This window comes from Kitasatospora sp. NPDC059722 (assembly GCF_042733235.1).
Taxonomy (GTDB): domain Bacteria; phylum Actinomycetota; class Actinomycetes; order Streptomycetales; family Streptomycetaceae; genus Kitasatospora.
Genome location: NZ_JBHWGD010000006.1, coordinates 128,038 through 145,682, shown reverse-complemented (window position 1 = coordinate 145,682; position 17,645 = coordinate 128,038). Strand labels below are relative to the sequence as shown.

The 17,645-nt window shown below is 73.4% G+C and carries 14 protein-coding genes; 4 read left to right on the top strand and 10 right to left on the bottom strand.

The window, feature by feature from the left end:
- Nucleotides 1–178 precede the first annotated feature (178 nt).
- A complete protein-coding gene (locus ACFV4F_RS05820) occupies nucleotides 179–1,744 on the bottom strand; it encodes an MFS transporter (RefSeq protein WP_380440088.1) in 1,566 nt (521 codons plus the stop codon).
- Nucleotides 1,745–1,991: 247 nt separating this feature from the next.
- On the bottom strand, nucleotides 1,992–3,752 hold the full coding sequence (locus ACFV4F_RS05815; RefSeq protein WP_380500575.1) for a DUF885 domain-containing protein: 1,761 nt from the start codon (nucleotides 3,750–3,752) through the stop codon (nucleotides 1,992–1,994).
- Between the two features lie 194 nt (nucleotides 3,753–3,946).
- Here ACFV4F_RS05815 and ACFV4F_RS05810 point away from each other — a divergent pair, with 194 nt between their 5' ends.
- Nucleotides 3,947–4,705, top strand: a complete 759-nt coding sequence (locus ACFV4F_RS05810) for a TetR/AcrR family transcriptional regulator (protein ID WP_380500585.1) — start codon at nucleotides 3,947–3,949, stop codon at nucleotides 4,703–4,705.
- Between the two features lie 75 nt (nucleotides 4,706–4,780).
- Here ACFV4F_RS05810 and ACFV4F_RS05805 read toward each other — a convergent pair whose 3' ends face one another.
- The 8 genes from ACFV4F_RS05805 to ACFV4F_RS05770 all read right to left on the bottom strand — a co-directional run bounded on the left by ACFV4F_RS05805 (nucleotide 4,781) and on the right by ACFV4F_RS05770 (nucleotide 12,630).
- The gene (locus ACFV4F_RS05805; protein WP_380500574.1) at nucleotides 4,781–5,632 is read right to left on the bottom strand and encodes a fumarylacetoacetate hydrolase family protein; all 852 of its coding nucleotides are present in this window, start codon (nucleotides 5,630–5,632) and stop codon (nucleotides 4,781–4,783) included.
- Between the two features lie 196 nt (nucleotides 5,633–5,828).
- Entirely contained in the window at nucleotides 5,829–7,076 is a 1,248-nt protein-coding gene (locus ACFV4F_RS05800; protein WP_380440082.1) for a serine/threonine-protein kinase, read from the bottom strand.
- Nucleotides 7,077–7,151: 75 nt separating this feature from the next.
- Nucleotides 7,152–8,135, bottom strand: coding sequence for an ABC transporter substrate-binding protein (locus ACFV4F_RS05795; RefSeq protein ID WP_380500573.1), 984 nt, complete (start codon nucleotides 8,133–8,135; stop codon nucleotides 7,152–7,154).
- Nucleotides 8,136–8,181: 46 nt separating this feature from the next.
- Entirely contained in the window at nucleotides 8,182–8,934 is a 753-nt protein-coding gene (locus ACFV4F_RS05790; RefSeq protein ID WP_380440183.1) for an amino acid ABC transporter ATP-binding protein, read from the bottom strand.
- A gap of 29 nt (nucleotides 8,935–8,963) precedes the next feature.
- Nucleotides 8,964–9,950 carry an amino acid ABC transporter permease gene (locus ACFV4F_RS05785; protein WP_380500572.1) on the bottom strand — a complete coding sequence of 329 codons (987 nt, stop codon included), beginning with the start codon at nucleotides 9,948–9,950 and terminating at the stop codon, nucleotides 8,964–8,966.
- Between the two features lie 49 nt (nucleotides 9,951–9,999).
- The gene (locus ACFV4F_RS05780) at nucleotides 10,000–10,947 is read right to left on the bottom strand and encodes an ABC transporter substrate-binding protein (protein WP_380440076.1); all 948 of its coding nucleotides are present in this window, start codon (nucleotides 10,945–10,947) and stop codon (nucleotides 10,000–10,002) included.
- Nucleotides 10,948–10,972: 25 nt separating this feature from the next.
- Nucleotides 10,973–11,473, bottom strand: a complete 501-nt coding sequence (locus ACFV4F_RS05775; RefSeq protein ID WP_380440074.1) for a GNAT family N-acetyltransferase — start codon at nucleotides 11,471–11,473, stop codon at nucleotides 10,973–10,975.
- Entirely contained in the window at nucleotides 11,470–12,630 is a 1,161-nt protein-coding gene (locus tag ACFV4F_RS05770) for an LLM class flavin-dependent oxidoreductase (RefSeq protein ID WP_380440072.1), read from the bottom strand. The genes ACFV4F_RS05775 and ACFV4F_RS05770 overlap by 4 nt, the downstream gene beginning before the upstream one ends.
- A gap of 504 nt (nucleotides 12,631–13,134) precedes the next feature.
- On the opposite strand from ACFV4F_RS05770, the gene ACFV4F_RS05765 reads away from it, so the two are divergent.
- From ACFV4F_RS05765 to ACFV4F_RS05755, 3 genes are all read left to right on the top strand, one after another.
- A complete protein-coding gene (locus ACFV4F_RS05765; RefSeq protein WP_380500571.1) occupies nucleotides 13,135–14,094 on the top strand; it encodes an amino acid ABC transporter permease in 960 nt (319 codons plus the stop codon).
- Nucleotides 14,091–16,004 carry an FAD/NAD(P)-binding protein gene (locus ACFV4F_RS05760; protein WP_380500570.1) on the top strand — a complete coding sequence of 638 codons (1,914 nt, stop codon included), beginning with the start codon at nucleotides 14,091–14,093 and terminating at the stop codon, nucleotides 16,002–16,004. Before ACFV4F_RS05765 ends, ACFV4F_RS05760 begins: the two co-directional genes overlap by 4 nt.
- 373 nt (nucleotides 16,005–16,377) lie before the next feature.
- The gene (locus tag ACFV4F_RS05755) at nucleotides 16,378–17,586 is read left to right on the top strand and encodes an FAD-dependent monooxygenase (protein ID WP_380500569.1); all 1,209 of its coding nucleotides are present in this window, start codon (nucleotides 16,378–16,380) and stop codon (nucleotides 17,584–17,586) included.
- Nucleotides 17,587–17,645: the final 59 nt, after the last annotated feature.

Here is a 17,645-nt window from a genome sequence, read left to right as displayed (position 1 = left end):
AGTTGTTACCCGAGACTTGAAGCTCCATGAGAAAAGCCGTCACCCGGCGGCAGTTGACTCCGGCCCGTCCGCACCGACGAAGGCTTCCGGGCAGCACGGCGGCGCCTCCCCGGTCCCTGGACGGTGACCAGGGGTCGAGGAGGCGCCGGAGGTTGACTGCGAGACCTTGCGGAAACTTTCAGGTGGCGCGCTGGCGCTCCGCCGGGGCGGTCGCACCCGCCTTGGCACTGGGCTGCCCGTCCACGGCGGCAACGGCCTCGGCGGCGTCGGCGCCACCCGGGACGCCCGTGGCCTCGCCGGGGGCCGGGCGGTGGTCGATCATCAGGAACGCGATCACCGCCGCCAGCAGCAGCACGCCCATCGCCACCCAGGTCGCGATGACGTAGCCGTGCACCGCGCCCTGCGCCTGGACCAGCGGCGTCCGCACGAGCCGGGTGGACAGGTACGTCGCCGTGGCACTGGCCGCGACCGTGTTCAGCAGCGCCGTACCGAACGAACCGCCCACCTGCTGGGCCGAGTTGATGGTGGCCGAGGCGGCGCCGGCCTCGTTCGGGGCGACCCCGAGGGTGGCCAGGCTCATCGACGGCATGAACACCAGGCCCATGCCGAAGCCGAGCAGCAGCACCGCCGGGAGCACCATGGCGGCCCACGGACTGTCCACCTTCATCTGGGTCAGCCAGGCCATGCCGGCCGCCGCGAGCAGCAGCCCCGGGCCGATCAGCAGCCGGGACGGCACCCGCGTCATCAGCCGGGCCGCGATGCCGGTCGAGCTCAGCACGATCGCGCCCGTCATCGGCAGGAAGGAGACGCCCGTGACCACCGGCGAGAAGTGCTTGATGACCTGCAGGTAGTAGGTCAGGAACAGGAACAGGCCGAACATGCCGACCATCGCCAGCCCCACCGAGAGAGCGCCGCCGCCGCGGTTGCGGTCCGCGACGATGTGCATCGGCAGCAGCGCGTGCGCGGTGCGCCGCTCGACCAGGACGAACGCCGCGATCAGCGCCGCGCCGAGGACCAGCGAGCCGATCACCAGTGCGTCGCCCCAGCTGCGGGTGACGGCCTCGGAGGTGCCGAAGACGATGGCGAGCAGACCGGTGCAGCCGAGCACCGCGCCCGGCAGGTCCAGCCTGACCCGCCGCCCCTTGGCGATGTGGTCGCGGTCCAGGACGTAGAAGGCCGCGAAGGCGGTGGCGACGGCGATCGGGGTGTTGACGAACAGGCACCAGCGCCAGTTCAGGTACTCGGTCAGCAGGCCGCCGGCGATGAAGCCGATCGCGGCGCCGCTGCCGGCGATCGCGCCGAAGATCCCGAAGGCCGTACTGCGTTCCTTCGGGTTGGTGAACGTGGTCGAGAGCAGCCCCAGCGCGGACGGGGCGAGCAGGGCGCCGAACGCGCCCTGCAGGGCACGGGCGCCGAAGAGCATGGCCGGACCGGTCGCGCCGCCGCCGACGGCGGAGGCGAGCGCGAAGCCCAGCAGGCCGATGGTGAAGACGCGCTTGCGGCCGAAGAGGTCGCCCAGCCGTCCGCCGAGCAGCAGCAGTCCGCCGAAGGCGAGCGTGTAGGCGGTGATCACCCACTGCCGGTCGGCGTCCGAGATCCCGAGGTCCCGCTGAGCCGAGGGCAGCGCGATGTTCACGATGGTGATGTCGAGGACGATCATGAGCTGGGCGATGGCGATGACCGCCAATGCCCACCAGCGGCGGCTGTCCGCGGCGTCATGACCGGTGGCGGTTTGCGCAGACACTGGTCGAGCCTTCCGGAGTGCTTACGGAGAGGTCACGCAGTCGCCTTCCAGCCAAACGCGCATGCGGACGAATGGCAAGGAAAAACCTCACCAAATCGACCCATATCGGACCAATGGAATAAGAGGTGCGAGACGAAAGGACCAGGCCGTACGACCGGGGTCCTGCGACCGTCGGCCTACGTCCGCGCCCCGCCGTCCGGACCGTGCGTCCGGGCCCCGGCGGACCGGGGCCCGGACGGCCCGGCCGCTACAGCGCCGACAGCTCCTCGACCAGGTCGTCCAGGCCGAGCGAACCCTGCGACAGCGCCGCCATGTGCCAGGCCTTGAGGTCGAACTCCTCGCCGCGCGCCTCGTGCGCCGCCTTCGCCGCCGCGCGGCCGCGCAGCCAGGCGCGCTCGCCCAGCTTGTAGCCGATCGCCTGGCCCGGCATGCCCAGGTAGCGGACCAGCTCGCTGTCCAGGAAGTCCGCGGACAGGCCGCAGTAGCGGCCGAAGAACTCGCGGGCGGCCTCCGGGCTCACCGGCTCGCCCGGCCGGTACGGGGACTCGGCGGGGAAGTCGAAGCCGGCGTGCATGCCGATGTCGACGATGACCCGCAGCGCCCGCATCATCTGCGCGTTGAGGTAGCCCAGGCGGTGGCCCGGGTCGGTCAGGTAGCCGAGCTCGTCCATCAGGCGCTCGGCGTACAGCGCCCAGCCCTCCAGGTTGGCGCTCACGCCGCCGAGGCTGACCTGGTAGGTGGAGAGCCGGTCGGCGACGTAGTTCCACTGCGCGAGCTGCAGGTGGTGGCCGGGGACGCCCTCGTGGTACCAGGTCGACACCAGGTCCCACACCGGGAAGCGCTCGCGGCCGAGCAGCGGCAGCCAGGTCCGTCCGGGGCGGGTGAAGTCCAGCGAGGGGGCGGTGTAGTACGGCGCGGCGGCGCTGCCGGGCGGGGCGATCATCGACTCGACCCGGGTGACCGGCTCGGCCAGGTCGAAGTGGGTGCCCTGGAGGTCGCGGATCGCCTGGTCCATCAGGCCCTGGAGGTACTCACGGGCGGCCTCGGCGCCGGCGAGGCCCTCGCCGTCCGTCTCCAGCCACTTCATCGCCTCCATCGGGCCGGCGCCCGGGCGGACCTTCTCGGCCTCGCTCTCCATCTGGGCGAGCAGGTGGTGGAACTCGCCCCAGGCCCAGGCGTAGGCCTCGTCGAGGTCCAGGTCGGAGCCGGTCCAGAAGCGGACCCAGCGGCCGTAGCGCTCGCGGCCCGCGGTGTCCGGGGTGCCGGCGGCGGCCGGGCCGTAGACGTCGCGCAGCCAGTCGCGCAGTTCGGCCAGCGCGCCCGCGGCGGCGACGGCGTGCACCGACAGCTCCTCGCGCAGGGCCTCCGGCGCCTGCGCCACGAACTGCCCGAACCAGCCCCCCCGTCGCCCGCCACCGCCCTCGTCCGAGCCGCTTCGCGGCGCCTCTCCCGCCGGCACGTCGCCATCGGCCAGCCACTCGCCGAACTGCCCGACCACGGTGGCGACCTGGCGGGGGCCGGAGAGCAGACCGCGCTCGATGCCGCCCTCCAGCGTCTCCCGGTACTGCGCCAGCGCCACCGGCACCCGGGCCAGGCGGCGGCCGACGACCGCCCACTGCTCCTCGGTCTCGGTGGCCATCAGGGTGAAGACGTCACGCGTGTTGTGCACCGGCGAGCCCAGGTTGCGGACCGCCCGGTAGCCCTCCCCCGCGTCGTGGACGGCGAGTTCGGCGGTCAGCCGCTCGCGCAGCAGCCGGGCGCAGCGGCGCTCGGCCTCGTCCTCGGCAGTGCCGGCCCGCTCGGCCTCGGCCAGCCGGTCCAGGGTGCGGCGGGCGAGGTCGGCGACCGCCTCCGCGCCGGCCGGGGACAGGTCGGGGAGCCGGTCGTCCTCGGGGTTCAGCCCCAGGTAGACCGCGGTCAGCGGGTCGAGCTCGGCGAGGTCGCGGACGTAGCCGTCGGCGATGCGGCGCGGGGTGGGGCCGTCGGAGGTGATCAGTTCTTCAACCATTCGGACATCATTTCGCGGCACGGGCCGAATGCAACCCCCTTGCCCCCCGGTACGGGTGGCCCACGGGAGGGCGGCGACCGGCCGCGCGCCGCGACAACCGTTCGGAAGGCACCCGCAAACAGCCGTTCGAGAACATCGGCGCCCGACAGGATCCGATCGTCCCGACGCCCATTACGCTGACGGCCATGAGCGCCATGGATGCCCGCCCCGCCACCGCATCCGGCCCGGCGGACCCCCCGGCCGACCCCGGACCGCGGCCGCGCCGCACCGGCTACCGGCGGCTGCCGGTCCAGCAGCGGCGCGAGCAGCTCATCGCGGTGGCCCTGGAGCTGTTCGCCACCCGGGCGCCCGAGGAGGTCGGCCTGGACGACGTCGCCGAGGCCGCCGGGGCCTCCCGGCCGCTCGTCTACCGCTACTTCGCGGGCGGCAAGCAGCAGCTCTACGAGGCCGCGCTGCGCACCGCCGCCGACGAGCTGACCAGCCGCTTCGCCGTCCCGCTCACCGGCACGCCGTCCGAGCAGCTGTCGGCCGTCCTGGACGGCTACTTCGCGTTCGTCGCCGAGCACGACGCCGGTTACTCGGCGCTGCTGCGCGGCGGTTCGGTGGTGGAGACGGCCCGCACCTCGGCGATCGTCGACGACGTCCGGCGGGCGGCGCTGCGGCGCACGCTGCGGCACCTGGGCGTCCGGGAGGCGGGTCCGCGGCTCACGCTGCTGGTGCGGTCGTGGATCGCGGTGGTCGAGGGGGCCTCGCTCAGCTGGCTGGACGAGGGGCGCGCGCTGCCGGTGGCCGAGCTGCGCGACTGGCTGGTCGACCAGTTCACGGCGATGGCGGCGGCGACGGCGCTGCACGATCCGCAGACGGCGCAGGTGCTGGCCGCGCTGCTCGCGCTGGAGGGGCCGGACGCGCCGCGGGCGGAGCGGCTGCGGGCGGTGCTGGCGGCCCGGCGGTAGGGGCGCGGGCCGCGGTGGAACGGTGGGGCCGAGGTGGCCTCCCGACCCCCGTGCCTGGGGTCGGGCGGCGGGTGCTCAGGCCTTGCCGAGCACCTGGCGCTGGCGGCCGAGGCCGTCGATCTCGATCTCGACGACGTCGCCCGGGGCCAGGAACGCCGCGCCCGGGTGGCCCAGGGTGACGCCCGCCGGGGTGCCGGTGACGATCACGTCGCCGGGCTCCAGGGCCATGAACTGGCTGACGTAGCGGACGAGTTCGAGCACCGGGAAGATCATGTGCGCGGTGCTGCCGTCCTGCCGGAGCTCGCCGTTGACCCAGAGCCGCAGCGGCAGCCGCTGAGGGTCGGCCACCTCGTCGGCGGTGACCAGCCACGGGCCCAGCGGGGTGAACGTCTGCGCCGACTTGCCCTTGGCCCACTGGCCGCCGCGCTCCAGCTGGAAGGCGCGCTCGGTGACGTCGTTGGCGATCGTGTAGCCCGCGATCACCCGCGCCGCCTCGGCGTGGCCGGCCAGGTAGCTCGCCGGGCGCCCGATCACGATGGCCAGCTCGGCCTCGTAGTCGGTCTTGTCGCCGCCGCGCGGCACCAGGACCTCGTCGTAGGGGCCGACCACGGTCGAGCTCGGCTTGAGGAAGATCACCGGCTCGTCCGGGATCGCGGCCCCGGCCTCGGCCGCGTGGTCGCGGTAGTTGAGCCCGATCCCGACCACCTTGCCCGGCCGCGCCACCGGGGCGCCGACGCGCTGCCCGGCGAGGTCGACCTCGGGCAGCAGGCCCGCCGCCACGTCCCGGGCGAGCGCGGCCGCGTCCAGTCCGGCCAGGAAGGACCCGTCGATGTCCCGGGTCCGGCCGGAGAGGTCGTAACCGGTGCCGTCCTGACCCAGCACGACCGGACGCTCGGCGCCCGGGGGTCCGACACGGAGGAGCTTCATCGATCCGTCACCACCATTTCGTCGCAGGTCACCGGGCCGGCCGCACACCGGTCCCGAGTCTGGCAACGAGGTATATCAACGGCGCCGCGGGCGATCCAGACCGTCCCGGTGAGCGAATTCCTATCAATTCCTACAGCCCGGGGAAGGCCCGAATCGGCGTCCCGCACGGTTGACACCCTTCACCCCCGTCGGTGCCTCAGCCGTTCCGCGGGCCGCCGGCGAGCAGGCCGTCGAGGGTCAGGGCCCGGGGCTCGCCCGGGCCCTCGGCGGGGAGCTCGCGCTCCCAGCGGCCGAGGTCGCGCAGCACGTCGGCCCGGGCCTCCGGGGCGGCGGCGAGGGCCGGGACGAGCTCGCGCAGCAGCGCGACGGCGGCGCCCCTGCTGCCGTCGCGGGCGAGGAAGACCGCCAGGTCGTGGCAGGTGCGCAGGGTACGGAGGTCGGCCGGGCCGCAGATCCGGGCGAGGTCGCGGATGATCCCGGGCAGCATCGCCACGGCCTCCCCGGGCGCGCCGCCCGCGCCGAGCCGCCAGGCCTGGTCGGCGCGCCGGCGCAGCTGTTCGGGGCTGGGGCCGGGATCGCCGTGGCCGGGCGCGCCGGGGCGGACCTCGCGCAGCCTGCGGTGCACCTCGGCGGCGTCGGCGGGCCGGTCGGCGGGGTCCTTGGCGAGGAGCTGGGCGATGAGGTCGCCGAGCGCCGGGTCGGCGGTGCGGACCCTCGCCGGGACCTCCTCCAGGTGCTTGTACATGTATTCGGCGGCCGAGGACGCCTGGAACGGCCGCCGGCCGGTGCACAGCTGGTACAGCATGACGCCCAGCGCGTAGAGGTCGGCCCGGCTGTCCGCGCCGGCACCGGACCAGACCTCGGGGGCCAGGTAGGGCACGGTGCCGACGATGTTGCCGGTGGAGGTGAGCACGGCGCTCTGGGTGAGCAGGCGGGCGATGCCGAAGTCGAGCACCTTGGCCTTGCCGGTGTCCTCCGCGATCATGACGTTCTCGGGCTTGATGTCCCGGTGGACGATGCCCTCGCGGTGCGCGGCGTCCAGCGCCCGGCACACGTGGCGCGCCCAGCGCAGGGCGTCGGCCTGGTCGGGTACGCCGTCCTTGAGGACGTCGGCGAGCGAGCGGCCGCGGACGTACTCCATGACGAGGTAGTGGGTCTCGCCCGACCCCGACCCCGAGCCGCCCCCGGCCGGCACCCGGCCGTAGTCGTGCACCGTCACGATGTGCGGGCCGGCGAGCCCGCCGGCCGTCCGGGCCTCGCGGATGAACCGGCTGACGGCCTCCCGGTCGGTGGCGTGCTCCTCCAGCAGCACCTTCACCGCGACCTTGCGGCCCATCCGCGCGTCGGTGGCCAGCCAGACCGAGCCGAAGCCGCCCCGGCCGAGCAGCGACTCCAGCCGGTAGCGGCCGTCGAGCACGTCCCCCGCCTGCATGTCTCCCCCCAAGTCCATTTCCTCCGCCCGGCGTTCGCCGCCGGGCGGACCACCATAGCGGCGGGGGAAGACGAACGGGTGAACGGATCAGGACGCGGTCTTCGGCAGCCCGGGCGGGTTGATCTCGGAGCTCTGCACGGCCTCGTTGGCGAGGCCCCAGCGCTTGAGCACCTGCGCGTAGGTGCCGTTCCTGATCGTCTCCTCGATCGCCGCGTTGAGCGCCTTGACCAGCCCGTTGTCCTTCCTGGTGGTCGCCGCGATCTTGCCGAGGACGTCGGCGCCGCCGCCCGAGTAGGTGCCGACGACCTCGGTCTCGCCGCTCTGCTTGGCGTGGAAGGACAGGCTGGGGTTGGGGCCGACGTAGGCGTCGATCCGGCCGGAGGAGAGCGCGAGGTAGAACTCGACGCCCTGGAAGTACTTGATGTCGATGGGCTTGAGGCTGTTGCGCACGTCCTCCTCGCTCCAGGCGATCAGCAGCTTCTCCTGGTTGGTGCCGGAGGAGACGCCGACCGTCCGGCCCGCGAGGTCCTTGGCACCCGTCACCTTCAGGCCGCTGCCCTTCTTGGCCTCGAAGCCGAGGATGTCGAGCCGGTAGGTGGCGAAGTCGTACTTCTCCTTGCGGGCCTCGGTGACGGTGATGTTGGACAGGCCGGCGTCGTACTTGCCGGCGTCCAGGCCGACGAAGATGTTCTCCCAGGACACCGGGTTGAACTCGACCTTGAGGCCGAGCACGTTGCCGATGAGCGAGGCGATGTCCGGCTCGACGCCGATGACGGTCTTGTCGTCGTCGGCGTAGAACTCCAGCGGCGGGGTGGTGCCGAGGTTGTCGGCGACGGTCAGCGTGCCGCGTCTGCGGATCTCCTCCGGGACGAGCGCCGCGATGGCGTCCACCTTGGGCGTGGTGACGCGCTTCTGGTCGGCCGTCAGGTTGACCGTCGTGCCGTCCGGCGCGGTGCTGCCCTTGGCCGGGGCGAGCTCCGCCTCGGCGCCCGCGGGGCCGCCGCACGCGGCCAGGCCGAGGAGGGAGACGGCGGCGACTGCGGCGACGAGGGCACGGCGGGGCAGGGACATGGCGGAACTCCTGTACGGGGAAGGGGATTTCTGAAGGGGTGCGGATTCAGAGGACCTTGGCGAGGAACGCCTTGGTGCGCTCCTGCCGGGGGCGGTCCAGGACCTCGGCCGGCGGGCCCTGCTCGACCACCACGCCGCCGTCCATGAAGACGACGGTGTCGGCGACCTCGCGGGCGAAGCCGATCTCGTGGGTGACGACGATCATCGTGGTGCCGCTGCGGGCGAGGTCCTTGATCACGTCGAGCACCTCGCCGACCAGCTCCGGGTCCAGCGCCGAGGTCGGCTCGTCGAACAGCAGCACCTTGGGCTCCAGGGCCAGCGCCCGGGCGATCGCCACCCGCTGCTGCTGCCCGCCGGAGAGCTGCCGCGGGTAGGCGTCCGCCTTGTCGGCCAGCCCGACCCGCTCCAGCAGCCGCAGCGCCGCCGCCCTGGCCTCGGCCTTCGGCCTGCGCAGCGCGCTGACCGGCGCCTCGACCAGGTTCTCCAGCACGGTGAGGTGCGGGAACAGGTTGAAGCCCTGGAACACGAAGCCGATGTGGGTGCGCTGGCGCAGCACCTCGCGCTCCCTGAGCTCGTGCAGCCGGTCGCCGGAGCGCCGGTAGCCGATCAGCTCGCCGTCGATGGCGACGAAGCCGCGGTCCAGCTTCTCCAGGTGGTTGATCGAGCGCAGCAGCGTGGACTTGCCGGAGCCGGAGGGGCCCAGCACGACGGTCACCGATCCGGCCGGGACGTCCAGGTCGACGCCGCGCAGGACGGCGAGCGGGCCGAAGCTCTTGTGCAGGCCGCGGACCTGCACCATGGGGGCCGCCTCGGTCTTCGTCAGGGTGGTCACGACTGTCCTTCCGGGCTGCGGGCCGCGCCGGGGCCCCGGAGGAACGTCCGGGCGCGCTGGAGCGGGGTGGGCGGCGGGGTGCGCTCGGCGCCGCGGGCGAAGTGGCGCTCGACGTAGTACTGGCCGACGGACAGGACGGTGGTGAGCAGGACGTACCAGACGGTGGCGACCATGAGCAGCGGCACCACCCGGCCGGTCCGCCCGTAGACCACCTGGGCCTGGTAGAAGAGCTCGCCGATGGCCATCACGTAGACCACCGAGGTGCCCTTGAGCAGCGAGATCACCTCGTTGGCGGCGGACGGCAGGATGCCGCGCATCGCCTGCGGCAGGACGATCCGCCAGGCCTGGCGGAGGCGTGGGATGCCGAGCGCGGCGGCGGCCTCGCGCTGGCCGGCGTCGACGGCGATGATGCCGCCGCGGATGATCTCGGCGGCGAACGCGGCCTGGTGCAGCCCGAGGCCGAGCACGGCGGCCCCGAGCGCGCTGAGCACGTTCATCGTCTCGAAGCCGCCGAAGGTCGGGCCGAACGGGATGCCGAGGCCGAACCGCTTGTAGAGGTAGGAGAGGTTGAACCAGAACACCAGCTGGACGATCAGCGGGATCGAGCGGAACGCCCACACGTACGCCCACGCGACGGTCCGCAGGATGCGGCTGTGCGACAGCCGCATCGCGGCCACGACGGCGCCCAGCAGGAAGCCCAGGACGGTGCCGTAGGCGGTGAGTTCGAGGGTGCGGCCGACTGCGCGGACGATCACGTCGGCGGTGAAGTAGAGCCGGAAGGTGCCCCAGTCCCAGCCCGGGTTGGTGGCCAGGCCGTGGACGAACTGGGCGAGGACCACGACCGCGGCCAGCCCGGTGGCCAGCCGCCAGGGGTGCCGGGCCGGGACGGTCCGCAGCCCGGCCAGTTCGTCGAGGTCGACGTGCCCGGGCCCGCGCGCGGTGCCGGCGGGTCTGCGGACGGCGGTGGTGTCGGTGACGGTCATGCGGGGACTCCTCCAACGGGCCCGGGGGCTCTTCCGACGGACCCGGGGGTCATGGGTGTTCGGGCGGGCTGATCAGGGACTCCGGGATCGCCGAGTCGGTGACGCCCCACTTGCGCAGGATCCGCTCGTACGTCCCGTCCTTGATCAGCTGGTTGACGGCCGCCCGGAACGCCGGGGTCAGCCGGGAGCCCTTCTTGAACGCGAAGCCGACGTCCAGCCGGTGGAACTCGCCGAGGAAGCGCGTCCCCGAGGCCTCCTGCGCGGCCTGGTAGCGCAGGCCGTTGATGGTGGACATCACGATGTCGATCCGGCCCTGCTGGAGGCCGGTGAGCACGGCGCCGCTGTCGCTGAACGCCTTGACCTCGTACGGCTTCTTCCCGGCCTCGGCGCACACGTTCTTCTTCGCGTTCAGCGTGGTCTCGAAGGTGGTGCCGGCGCCGGTGCCGATGGTCAGCCCGCACAGTTGGACGAGATCGGTGACGGGCTTGGCGCCCGCGTCGTCCTTGCGCACCGCGAAGCCCTGGCCGTCGTCGATGTAGGTGACGAAGTCGATGGTCTTCAGCCGGGCCGCGGTGACGCCGAAGTTGCCGGTGCCGACGTCGTACTTGCCGCTGTCGAGGGCGGGCAGGATCGTCTCGAACGCGGCCTCCTCGCGCTGCACGGTGAGGCCGAGCACCTTGGCGGCGGCGTCGGTGATGTCGATGTCGATCCCGGCCGGCTTCTTCGTGGCCTGGTCGGCGTAGAAGGCGCTCGGCGGGTAGCCGAAGGACGTGCCGAACCTCACCGTGCCGGCGGTGCGGACCTCCTCGGGCAGCAGGGCGGCCGCCGCGTCCGACGTGGCAATCCCGGAGACGACGTCCTGGCCCGCCGCGGCGGCCAGTCGGCTCGCACCGGGCGCGCCCGGGATCTTCGGGTCCGCGCCGCACGCGGCCACCGCCAGGACCGGCAGCAGGGCGGTCGTGGCCGCGAGCAGGCGGCGGACGGGAGTGGTTCTCACGGAAGGCCTTTCGTGCGGTCGTGCGCTAGTGGAAGAGGTGCTTCTCGAAGGGCAGCGGGCCGATCGCCACGGGATCGGCGGTGACGTCGAACAGCGGTGTGTAGCCGGCCGCCAGGTAGAGGCCCCTGGCCTCGGGCTGGAGCGGACCGGTCGTGAGGAAGATCCGGCGGTACCCGGCGGCGAGCGCGGCCCGCTCCAGCTCGGCCAGCACCCGGCGGGCCAGGCCGCGGCGGCGGTGCGCCGAGGCCGTCCACATCCGCTTGAGCTCGGCGGTGTGCTCGTCGTAGCGCTTGTACGCGCCGCCGGCCACCGGCCCGCCGTCCTCCAGCAGGAGGAGCAGCAGGCCGTGCGGCTCGGCGAACGCGTCCGCCGGGTAGCGGGTCATCTCGACCTGCCCCGCGGGGCCGTAGCGGCTGGTGTACTCGTGCGTCAGCTCGCGCAGCAGCGGCTCGACCAGGGGATCGTCGACCGTGACGCGCCGGATCTCCAAGGCACGGGCCGCCACCGCATGGGCTGGTTCGCTCACGCCTGCACCGCGATCAGCTGGTGCCGGTCGCGCTCGGCCTGCTTCGCCCGCGCCGCCGCCTTCGCGGCGTCCCGCTTGGCGACCTCCTCGCGGACCAGCGGGATGACGTACCGGCCGAAGTCGATCGCGTCGTCCAGCAGGTCGTAGCCGCGCGCGGAGAGGATGTCCACGCCGAGGTCGTAGTAGTCGAGCAGGGCCTGGGCAACCGTCTCCGGCGTGCCGACCAGGGCGTTGGAGTTGCCGGCCCCGCCGGTGGCCGCCGCGGTCGGGGTCCACAGCGCGCGGTCGTAGCGCTCGCCGGCCTCGGCGATCTCGACGAGGCGCTGGGAACCGGTGTTCTCCGGAGCATCGGCGCCGAGCGGCCGGCCGCGGCGCACCAGCTCCCCGCCGGCCCGGCGGGCCCTGATCGCGTCCACCGTCCGGTGCGCCTTCTCCCAGGCCAGCTCCTCGGTCGGCGCGACGATCGGCCGGAAGGCCACCTGGATCCGCGGCACGTCGGTGCGCCCGGCGGCGCGCGCCGCCTCCTTCACCCGCTCGATCTGCTCGGCGGTGCGGGCCAGCGGCTCGCCCCACAGGCAGTAGACGTCCGCCTCGGCGCCGCCGGCCGCGTAGGCGGCGTCCGAGGAGCCGCCGAAGGAGACGCCGGGGCGCGGCTGCTGGACGGGGAAGACGTCCGAGACGAAGTCGTTGAAGCGGTAGTGCTCGCCCTCGTGGTCGAAGGGCTCGCGGCTCGTCCAGGCCTTCTTGACGATGCCGATGTACTCGCGGGTGCGGTCGTAGCGGCGGTCCTTGGTGAGGAAGTCGCCCTCGCGCTGCTGCTCGTGGTCGTTGCCGCCGGTGATGAAGTGGACGGTGAGCCGGCCGCCGCTGATCTGGTCGAGCGTCGCGAAGGTCTTGGCGGCGAAGGTCGGGTAGGAGACGTTCGGCCGGTGGGCGAGCAGGATCTGCAGCCGGTCGAGCTTCGACGCGAGGAACGCGGCGGCCGCGGCCGGCTCGGGCGAACCGGCCCCGTACGCGAACAGGACGCGGTCCCAGCCGTGGTCCTCGTGGGCGCGGGCCAGCCGCAGGGTGTAGTCGCGGTCGAAGGCGGCGGTGGTGCGGGCGGTGGTCTCCGAACCGTCGCCGGTGGCGGCGATGCCGAGGAACTCGACGGGCATGGCGGAACCTTTCGAATGGGCGGATCCGGGCGTGCCGGAGGCGGCCGCGGCGGGGCGGCCGTGAGCACGGGTACGTGACGGGCGAGGGAACTGCCGGAGCGCAGTGGGTGAGGCCGGGGGGAGCGGCAGCGCACGGCTGTCGGGAAGGCCGTCAGGAAAGCCCTCGGTGAGGGAGGACGGCGGTCCGCTGCCGGGTCAGGCCGGACACGCCGCCGACCACACCCGACCGAAGTCGATGTGGTCGCGGGTGACCAGGAGCTGCTCGGCGTACATGGCCTCAAGTTGACCAGCGGCCCGAGCGGTACGTCAACCGCCCATCATTGCAGCGCTGTTGCAATCTCTCGACGTCCTCCCGCGACTCCTGGTCACCCTTGACAGCCCGCGCGCGCCGCGGCCTACGATCACGGCGGAGCGCAGAGCCGGCCGTGTTGAGGGACGCGGGCCGGCGTGACGGCCGTACGTGACGACACCCGTACCTCCCGCCTCCCGCCAGGAGCCTCCGCCATGGCCACTCCGCCGAACGTCCTCCCCTCCCCCGCACCGACCGCCCGCCCCGCACCGCCCCCGGACCCCGCCGCCGAGGCCCGGATCGTCGCCCGCCGGAGCCCCGGCCAGTGGATCGCCGCCGCGGTCGCCCTGCTGCTGTTCGTCATGGCGGTCGCGTCGGTCGTCCGCAACGACGCCTTCCAGTGGGGCGTCGTCGCCGAGTGGTTCACCGCGCGGTCCGTCCTCGACGGGCTCGGCCTGACCCTCTGGCTCACCGCCGTCACGCTCGGCCTCGGCTTCGTGCTCGGCACCCTGCTCGCCACCATGCGGCTGTCCGCCAACCCGGTGCTGCGCACGCTGAGCTGGGGCTACATCTGGCTCTTCCGCTCCACCCCGCCGCTGGTCCAGCTGCTGTTCTTCTTCAACATCGGCGCGCTCTACCCGACCCTCGGCCTCGGCATCCCGTTCGGCCCGGAGTTCGTCACCGTGAAGACGGTCAACCTGATCGGGCCCACCCTCACCGCCGTCATCGGCCTCACCCTGCTGGAGACCGCGTACGCGGCCGAGGTGATCCGCGGCGGCATCCTGTCCGTCGACCGCGGGCAGCTGGAGGCCGCGGCCGCGCTCGGTCTCGGCCGGTGGCGGGTGCTGCGCCGGATCGTCGTGCCGCAGGCGATGCGGGCGATCGTGCCCACCGCGGGGAACATGCTGATCGGCGCCCTCAAGGGCACCAGCATCGTCAGCGTGCTGGCCGTGTCCGACCTGCTGTACTCGGTCCAGCTGGTCTACCTGCAGTCGTACCAGGTCATCCCGATGCTGATGGTCGCGACCATCTGGTACCTGGTGATCACCACCGTCCTGTCCGTCGGCCAGTACTACGTCGAACGGCACTACGCCAGGGGCGCCACCCGGGACGGGCTGCCGCCCACCCCGCTCCAGCGCGCCCGGGCGGCCCTCCGGCGGGCGGTCGGGGCATGAGCGTTCTCGTCATCGTCGGGGCGGGCCCGCGCGGCACCGGGCTGCTGGAGCGGATCGCCGCCAACGCTCCCGAACTCCTGCCCGCCGACCGGCCGTTGCACGTGCACCTGGTCGACCCGCACCCGCCGGGCGCGGGCCGGATCTGGCGGCACGACCAGTCCCCGCTGCTGCGGATGAACTCGATGGCCGAGGACGTCACGATGTTCACCGACGAGCACTCCACCATCGAGGGCCCGGTCCGCCCCGGCCCCTCGCTCGCCGAATGGGCCCGCCGCCGGCACGGGTTCGCGCCCTACCGGGAGGTCGCGAACCCGGCCGTGCGGGCCGAGCTGCGCACCCTCGCCCCCACCGACTTCCCCACCCGCCGGGCCCAGAGCGCCTACCTGGACTGGGTGTTCCGCCGCGCCGTCGCCGACCTGCCGCCGCACGTCACCGTGACCGTCCACCGGGACACCGTCCGGCGGATCGACGGCCCCGCCGACGGCCCGCAGACCGTCCACCTCGGCGACCGCACGCTCACCGCCGACCACGTCGCCCTCACCCTCGGCCACCTCGACTCCACCCCGCACCCCCGCCACGACGCCGACGCCGACTTCGCCGCCCGGCACGGCCGCTTCCACCTCCCGCCCGTCTACACCGCCGACGCCGACCTCACGGGCCTCGCCCCCGGCGAGCACACCGTGCTGCGCGGCCTCGGCCTGGCCGCGGTCGACCTGATCACGCTCCTGACCGAAGGCCGCGGCGGACACTACGAATCCACCCCGGACGGGCTGCGCTACCACCCCTCCGGCCGCGAACCGGTACTCCACCTCGGCTCCCGGCGCGGCGTGCCCTACCACTCCAAGACCGGCTACCGCCTCCAAGGCCCGCCCGCCCCGCTCCCCCGCTACTTCGGCGCGGCCGCCGTCGACGCCGTCCTCGCCACCGGCGGACCGCTCGAACTGCGCCGCGACATCTGGCCGTTGATGGCCAAGGAGGTCGGCTTCGGCTACTACCACGAACTGTTCCACGCACACCCCGAACGCACCGCCCTGCCCTGGACCGGGTTCCTCGCCCGCTACGACCGGTACGGCTGGTACACCCCCGAACTCGCCGCCCTCGTCGCCGAAGCCGTCCCCGACCCCGCCGACCGGCTCGACTTCGAACGGCTCGACCGCCCGCTGGCCGGAACAGAACTGAGGTCCGCAGACGAACTCCAGGCCCACCTGCGCGCCTACATCACCGCCGACGCCGACCGCCGCGCCGACCCCGCCCACAGCGCCGACCTCGGCGCGTTCCTCGCCCTGCTCTCGCTGTTCGGCCAGCTCCCCCGGGTGATCGGCTCCGGGCTGCTGACCGCCCGGTCGATCGCGGAGGAGGTCGACGGGTGGTTCTTCGGCTACTTCAACCACCTCGCCTCCGGCCCGCCCGGCTTCCGACTGCGCCAGCTGCTCGCGCTCTCCGAGGCCGGCGTGGTCCGGTTCCTCGGCGCGGGCATCCGGATCACCCGGAACGAGGCCGACGGCACCTGGCGAGCCTCCGGGACCACCGTCCCCGGCCACTCCGTCACCGCGACGGCCCTCATCGAGGCCTACCTCCCGAAGCACACCATCGGCCGCACCGCGGACCCCGTCCTGCAAGACCTGCACCACACCCACCGGGTCGTCGAGGAGGTCCTGACCGACGAGGAGTACACCCACCACTCCGGCCTGATCGCGATCTCCCCACACGACAGCCGCCTCATCGACCCCGCCCTGAACGGCGCCCCACACCCGCGCCGCACCGCCATGGGCCCCCACACCACCCTCCGCGCCGCCTCGGCCTTCGCCCGCCCCCGCACCAACTCCCTGGGCTTCCGCCAGAACGACTCCACCGCCCGAACCCTGCTACAAACCATGGCCACCCACCCGACCCCGGCACTGGCCATCTGAAGCCCCCGTTCCGCAGCTCCCCCGCCCCCTCACCCCCCACCGCGCCGCAGCTACCCCACCCCCCTCAACCACCCCCCACCCCTCATCCCTCCCCAGCGAGAGGGTCGGGCTGCGGGAGGGGGTGGCGGAGGGGGTGGCCGCGGAGAGGGGCGTGACGGGTGATTTTCAGACTGCCAACGGCGAGAACACCCCACCCACAGAGTCGGCAGTCGGAAAATCATCCAGCCCCCGGAGCGGCCACCCCCGCAGCCACCCCCGGCGAACCCCACCCACCCGAAAGCCCACCCCGCACCCCAAGCCCCGCGCAGCGGCCCCCATAAGCCCGCTGTACCCTCCTTCTACAGATGTAGAAGACAGCACGAAAGGACCAGCCATGCGCAACAACACCGCAGTGGTGGTCGGGGGCGGAATCGGCGGCCTGGCCGCCGCGATCGGGCTCCGGCTGGTGGGATGGGACGTGACCGTCGTCGAGCGGGCCGCGACCCTCGACGACGCGGGCGCCGGCATCTCCCTGCACGCCAACGGCATGCGCGCACTCGCGACGCTCGGTGTCGCCGACGCCGTCGAGGCCGCGTCGCGGCGCCAGTACACCGGAGGTACGAGGACCCCCGACGGTCGCCGCCTCGCCCTGATGGACGGCGCCGCACTGGAGCGCGAACTGGGCACCCCCATCGTCGGCATCCCGCGGGCCGACCTGCACCGGATCCTCCGCGCCGCGATACCCACCAACGACCTCGTGATCGGCTCCGAGGTCACCGACGTCGCAACCGCCCCCGGTTCCCGGGTCCGGGTGACCTACGACGGAACCACGCTGGAGGCGGACCTCGTCGTGGCCGCCGACGGCATCAACAGCAAGCTGCGCCGCCGTCTGTTCCCGTCCCACCCCGGCCCGGTGTACGCGGGGTCGACGGTCCTGCGGGCCATCACGGACCGCCCGGTCGAGGGTCTGGCCGACGACTTCGCGCTGACCTGGGGCCACGGCGCCGAGTTCGGTCACATCGGGTTCCCGGACGGCCGGGCCGAGTGGCACGCCACGCTCAACGCCCCGGCCGGCCTGCGCTACCGGGACCCGCTCGACGAGATGCGCCGGAGGTTCGCCCGCTGGCACGACCCGATCCCGGCGCTGCTCGCGGCGACCCGCCCCGAGGACGTGCTGCACCACGACGTGAACGAGCTCGTCACACCCGTCCCGTCCTTCGCCGTCGGCCGGATCGCCCTGCTGGGCGACGCGGCCCACGCGATGACACCGCACCTGGGCCAGGGCGCGTGCCAGGCACTGGAAGACGCGGTAACCCTGGCCGCCGCCCTCGGCACCGCCACCGCCCTCGGCACCGCTACCGCCGAAGCCGCCATCACCACCGCACTCACCCGCTACGACGCCGCACGCCGCCCCCGCACCCTGACGGTGGCACGCGACGCCCGACGGGCAGGCAGGATGGGCCAGCAGCTCACCAACCCGGTCGCCGTCGGTCTGCGCAACGCGGCGATCCGGCTCACCCCGCCCGGCGCGATGGTCCGAACGGTGCTGAAGCACGCCGACTGGACCCCGCCCCGCATCACCCCCGCCTCACGCGCCGCGTAGTGCCTCCGGGGCAACCCGCCCCGCCCGGGCTTGACCGGGAAACTGATTAGCCGCCATAT

Coding starts and splice junctions, on each gene's coding strand:
- ACFV4F_RS05765 (WP_380500571.1), top strand. CDS start 13,135: ATGGCCACTCCGCCGAACGTCCTCCCCTCCCCCGCACCGACCGCCCGC.
- ACFV4F_RS05790 (WP_380440183.1), bottom strand. CDS start 8,934: ATGGTGCAGGTCCGCGGCCTGCACAAGAGCTTCGGCCCGCTCGCCGTC.
- ACFV4F_RS05785 (WP_380500572.1), bottom strand. CDS start 9,950: ATGACCGTCACCGACACCACCGCCGTCCGCAGACCCGCCGGCACCGCG.
- ACFV4F_RS05760 (WP_380500570.1), top strand. CDS start 14,091: ATGAGCGTTCTCGTCATCGTCGGGGCGGGCCCGCGCGGCACCGGGCTG.
- ACFV4F_RS05770 (WP_380440072.1), bottom strand. CDS start 12,630: ATGCCCGTCGAGTTCCTCGGCATCGCCGCCACCGGCGACGGTTCGGAG.
- ACFV4F_RS05815 (WP_380500575.1), bottom strand. CDS start 3,752: ATGGTTGAAGAACTGATCACCTCCGACGGCCCCACCCCGCGCCGCATC.
- ACFV4F_RS05810 (WP_380500585.1), top strand. CDS start 3,947: ATGGATGCCCGCCCCGCCACCGCATCCGGCCCGGCGGACCCCCCGGCC.
- ACFV4F_RS05755 (WP_380500569.1), top strand. CDS start 16,378: ATGCGCAACAACACCGCAGTGGTGGTCGGGGGCGGAATCGGCGGCCTG.
- ACFV4F_RS05805 (WP_380500574.1), bottom strand. CDS start 5,632: ATGAAGCTCCTCCGTGTCGGACCCCCGGGCGCCGAGCGTCCGGTCGTG.
- ACFV4F_RS05795 (WP_380500573.1), bottom strand. CDS start 8,135: ATGTCCCTGCCCCGCCGTGCCCTCGTCGCCGCAGTCGCCGCCGTCTCC.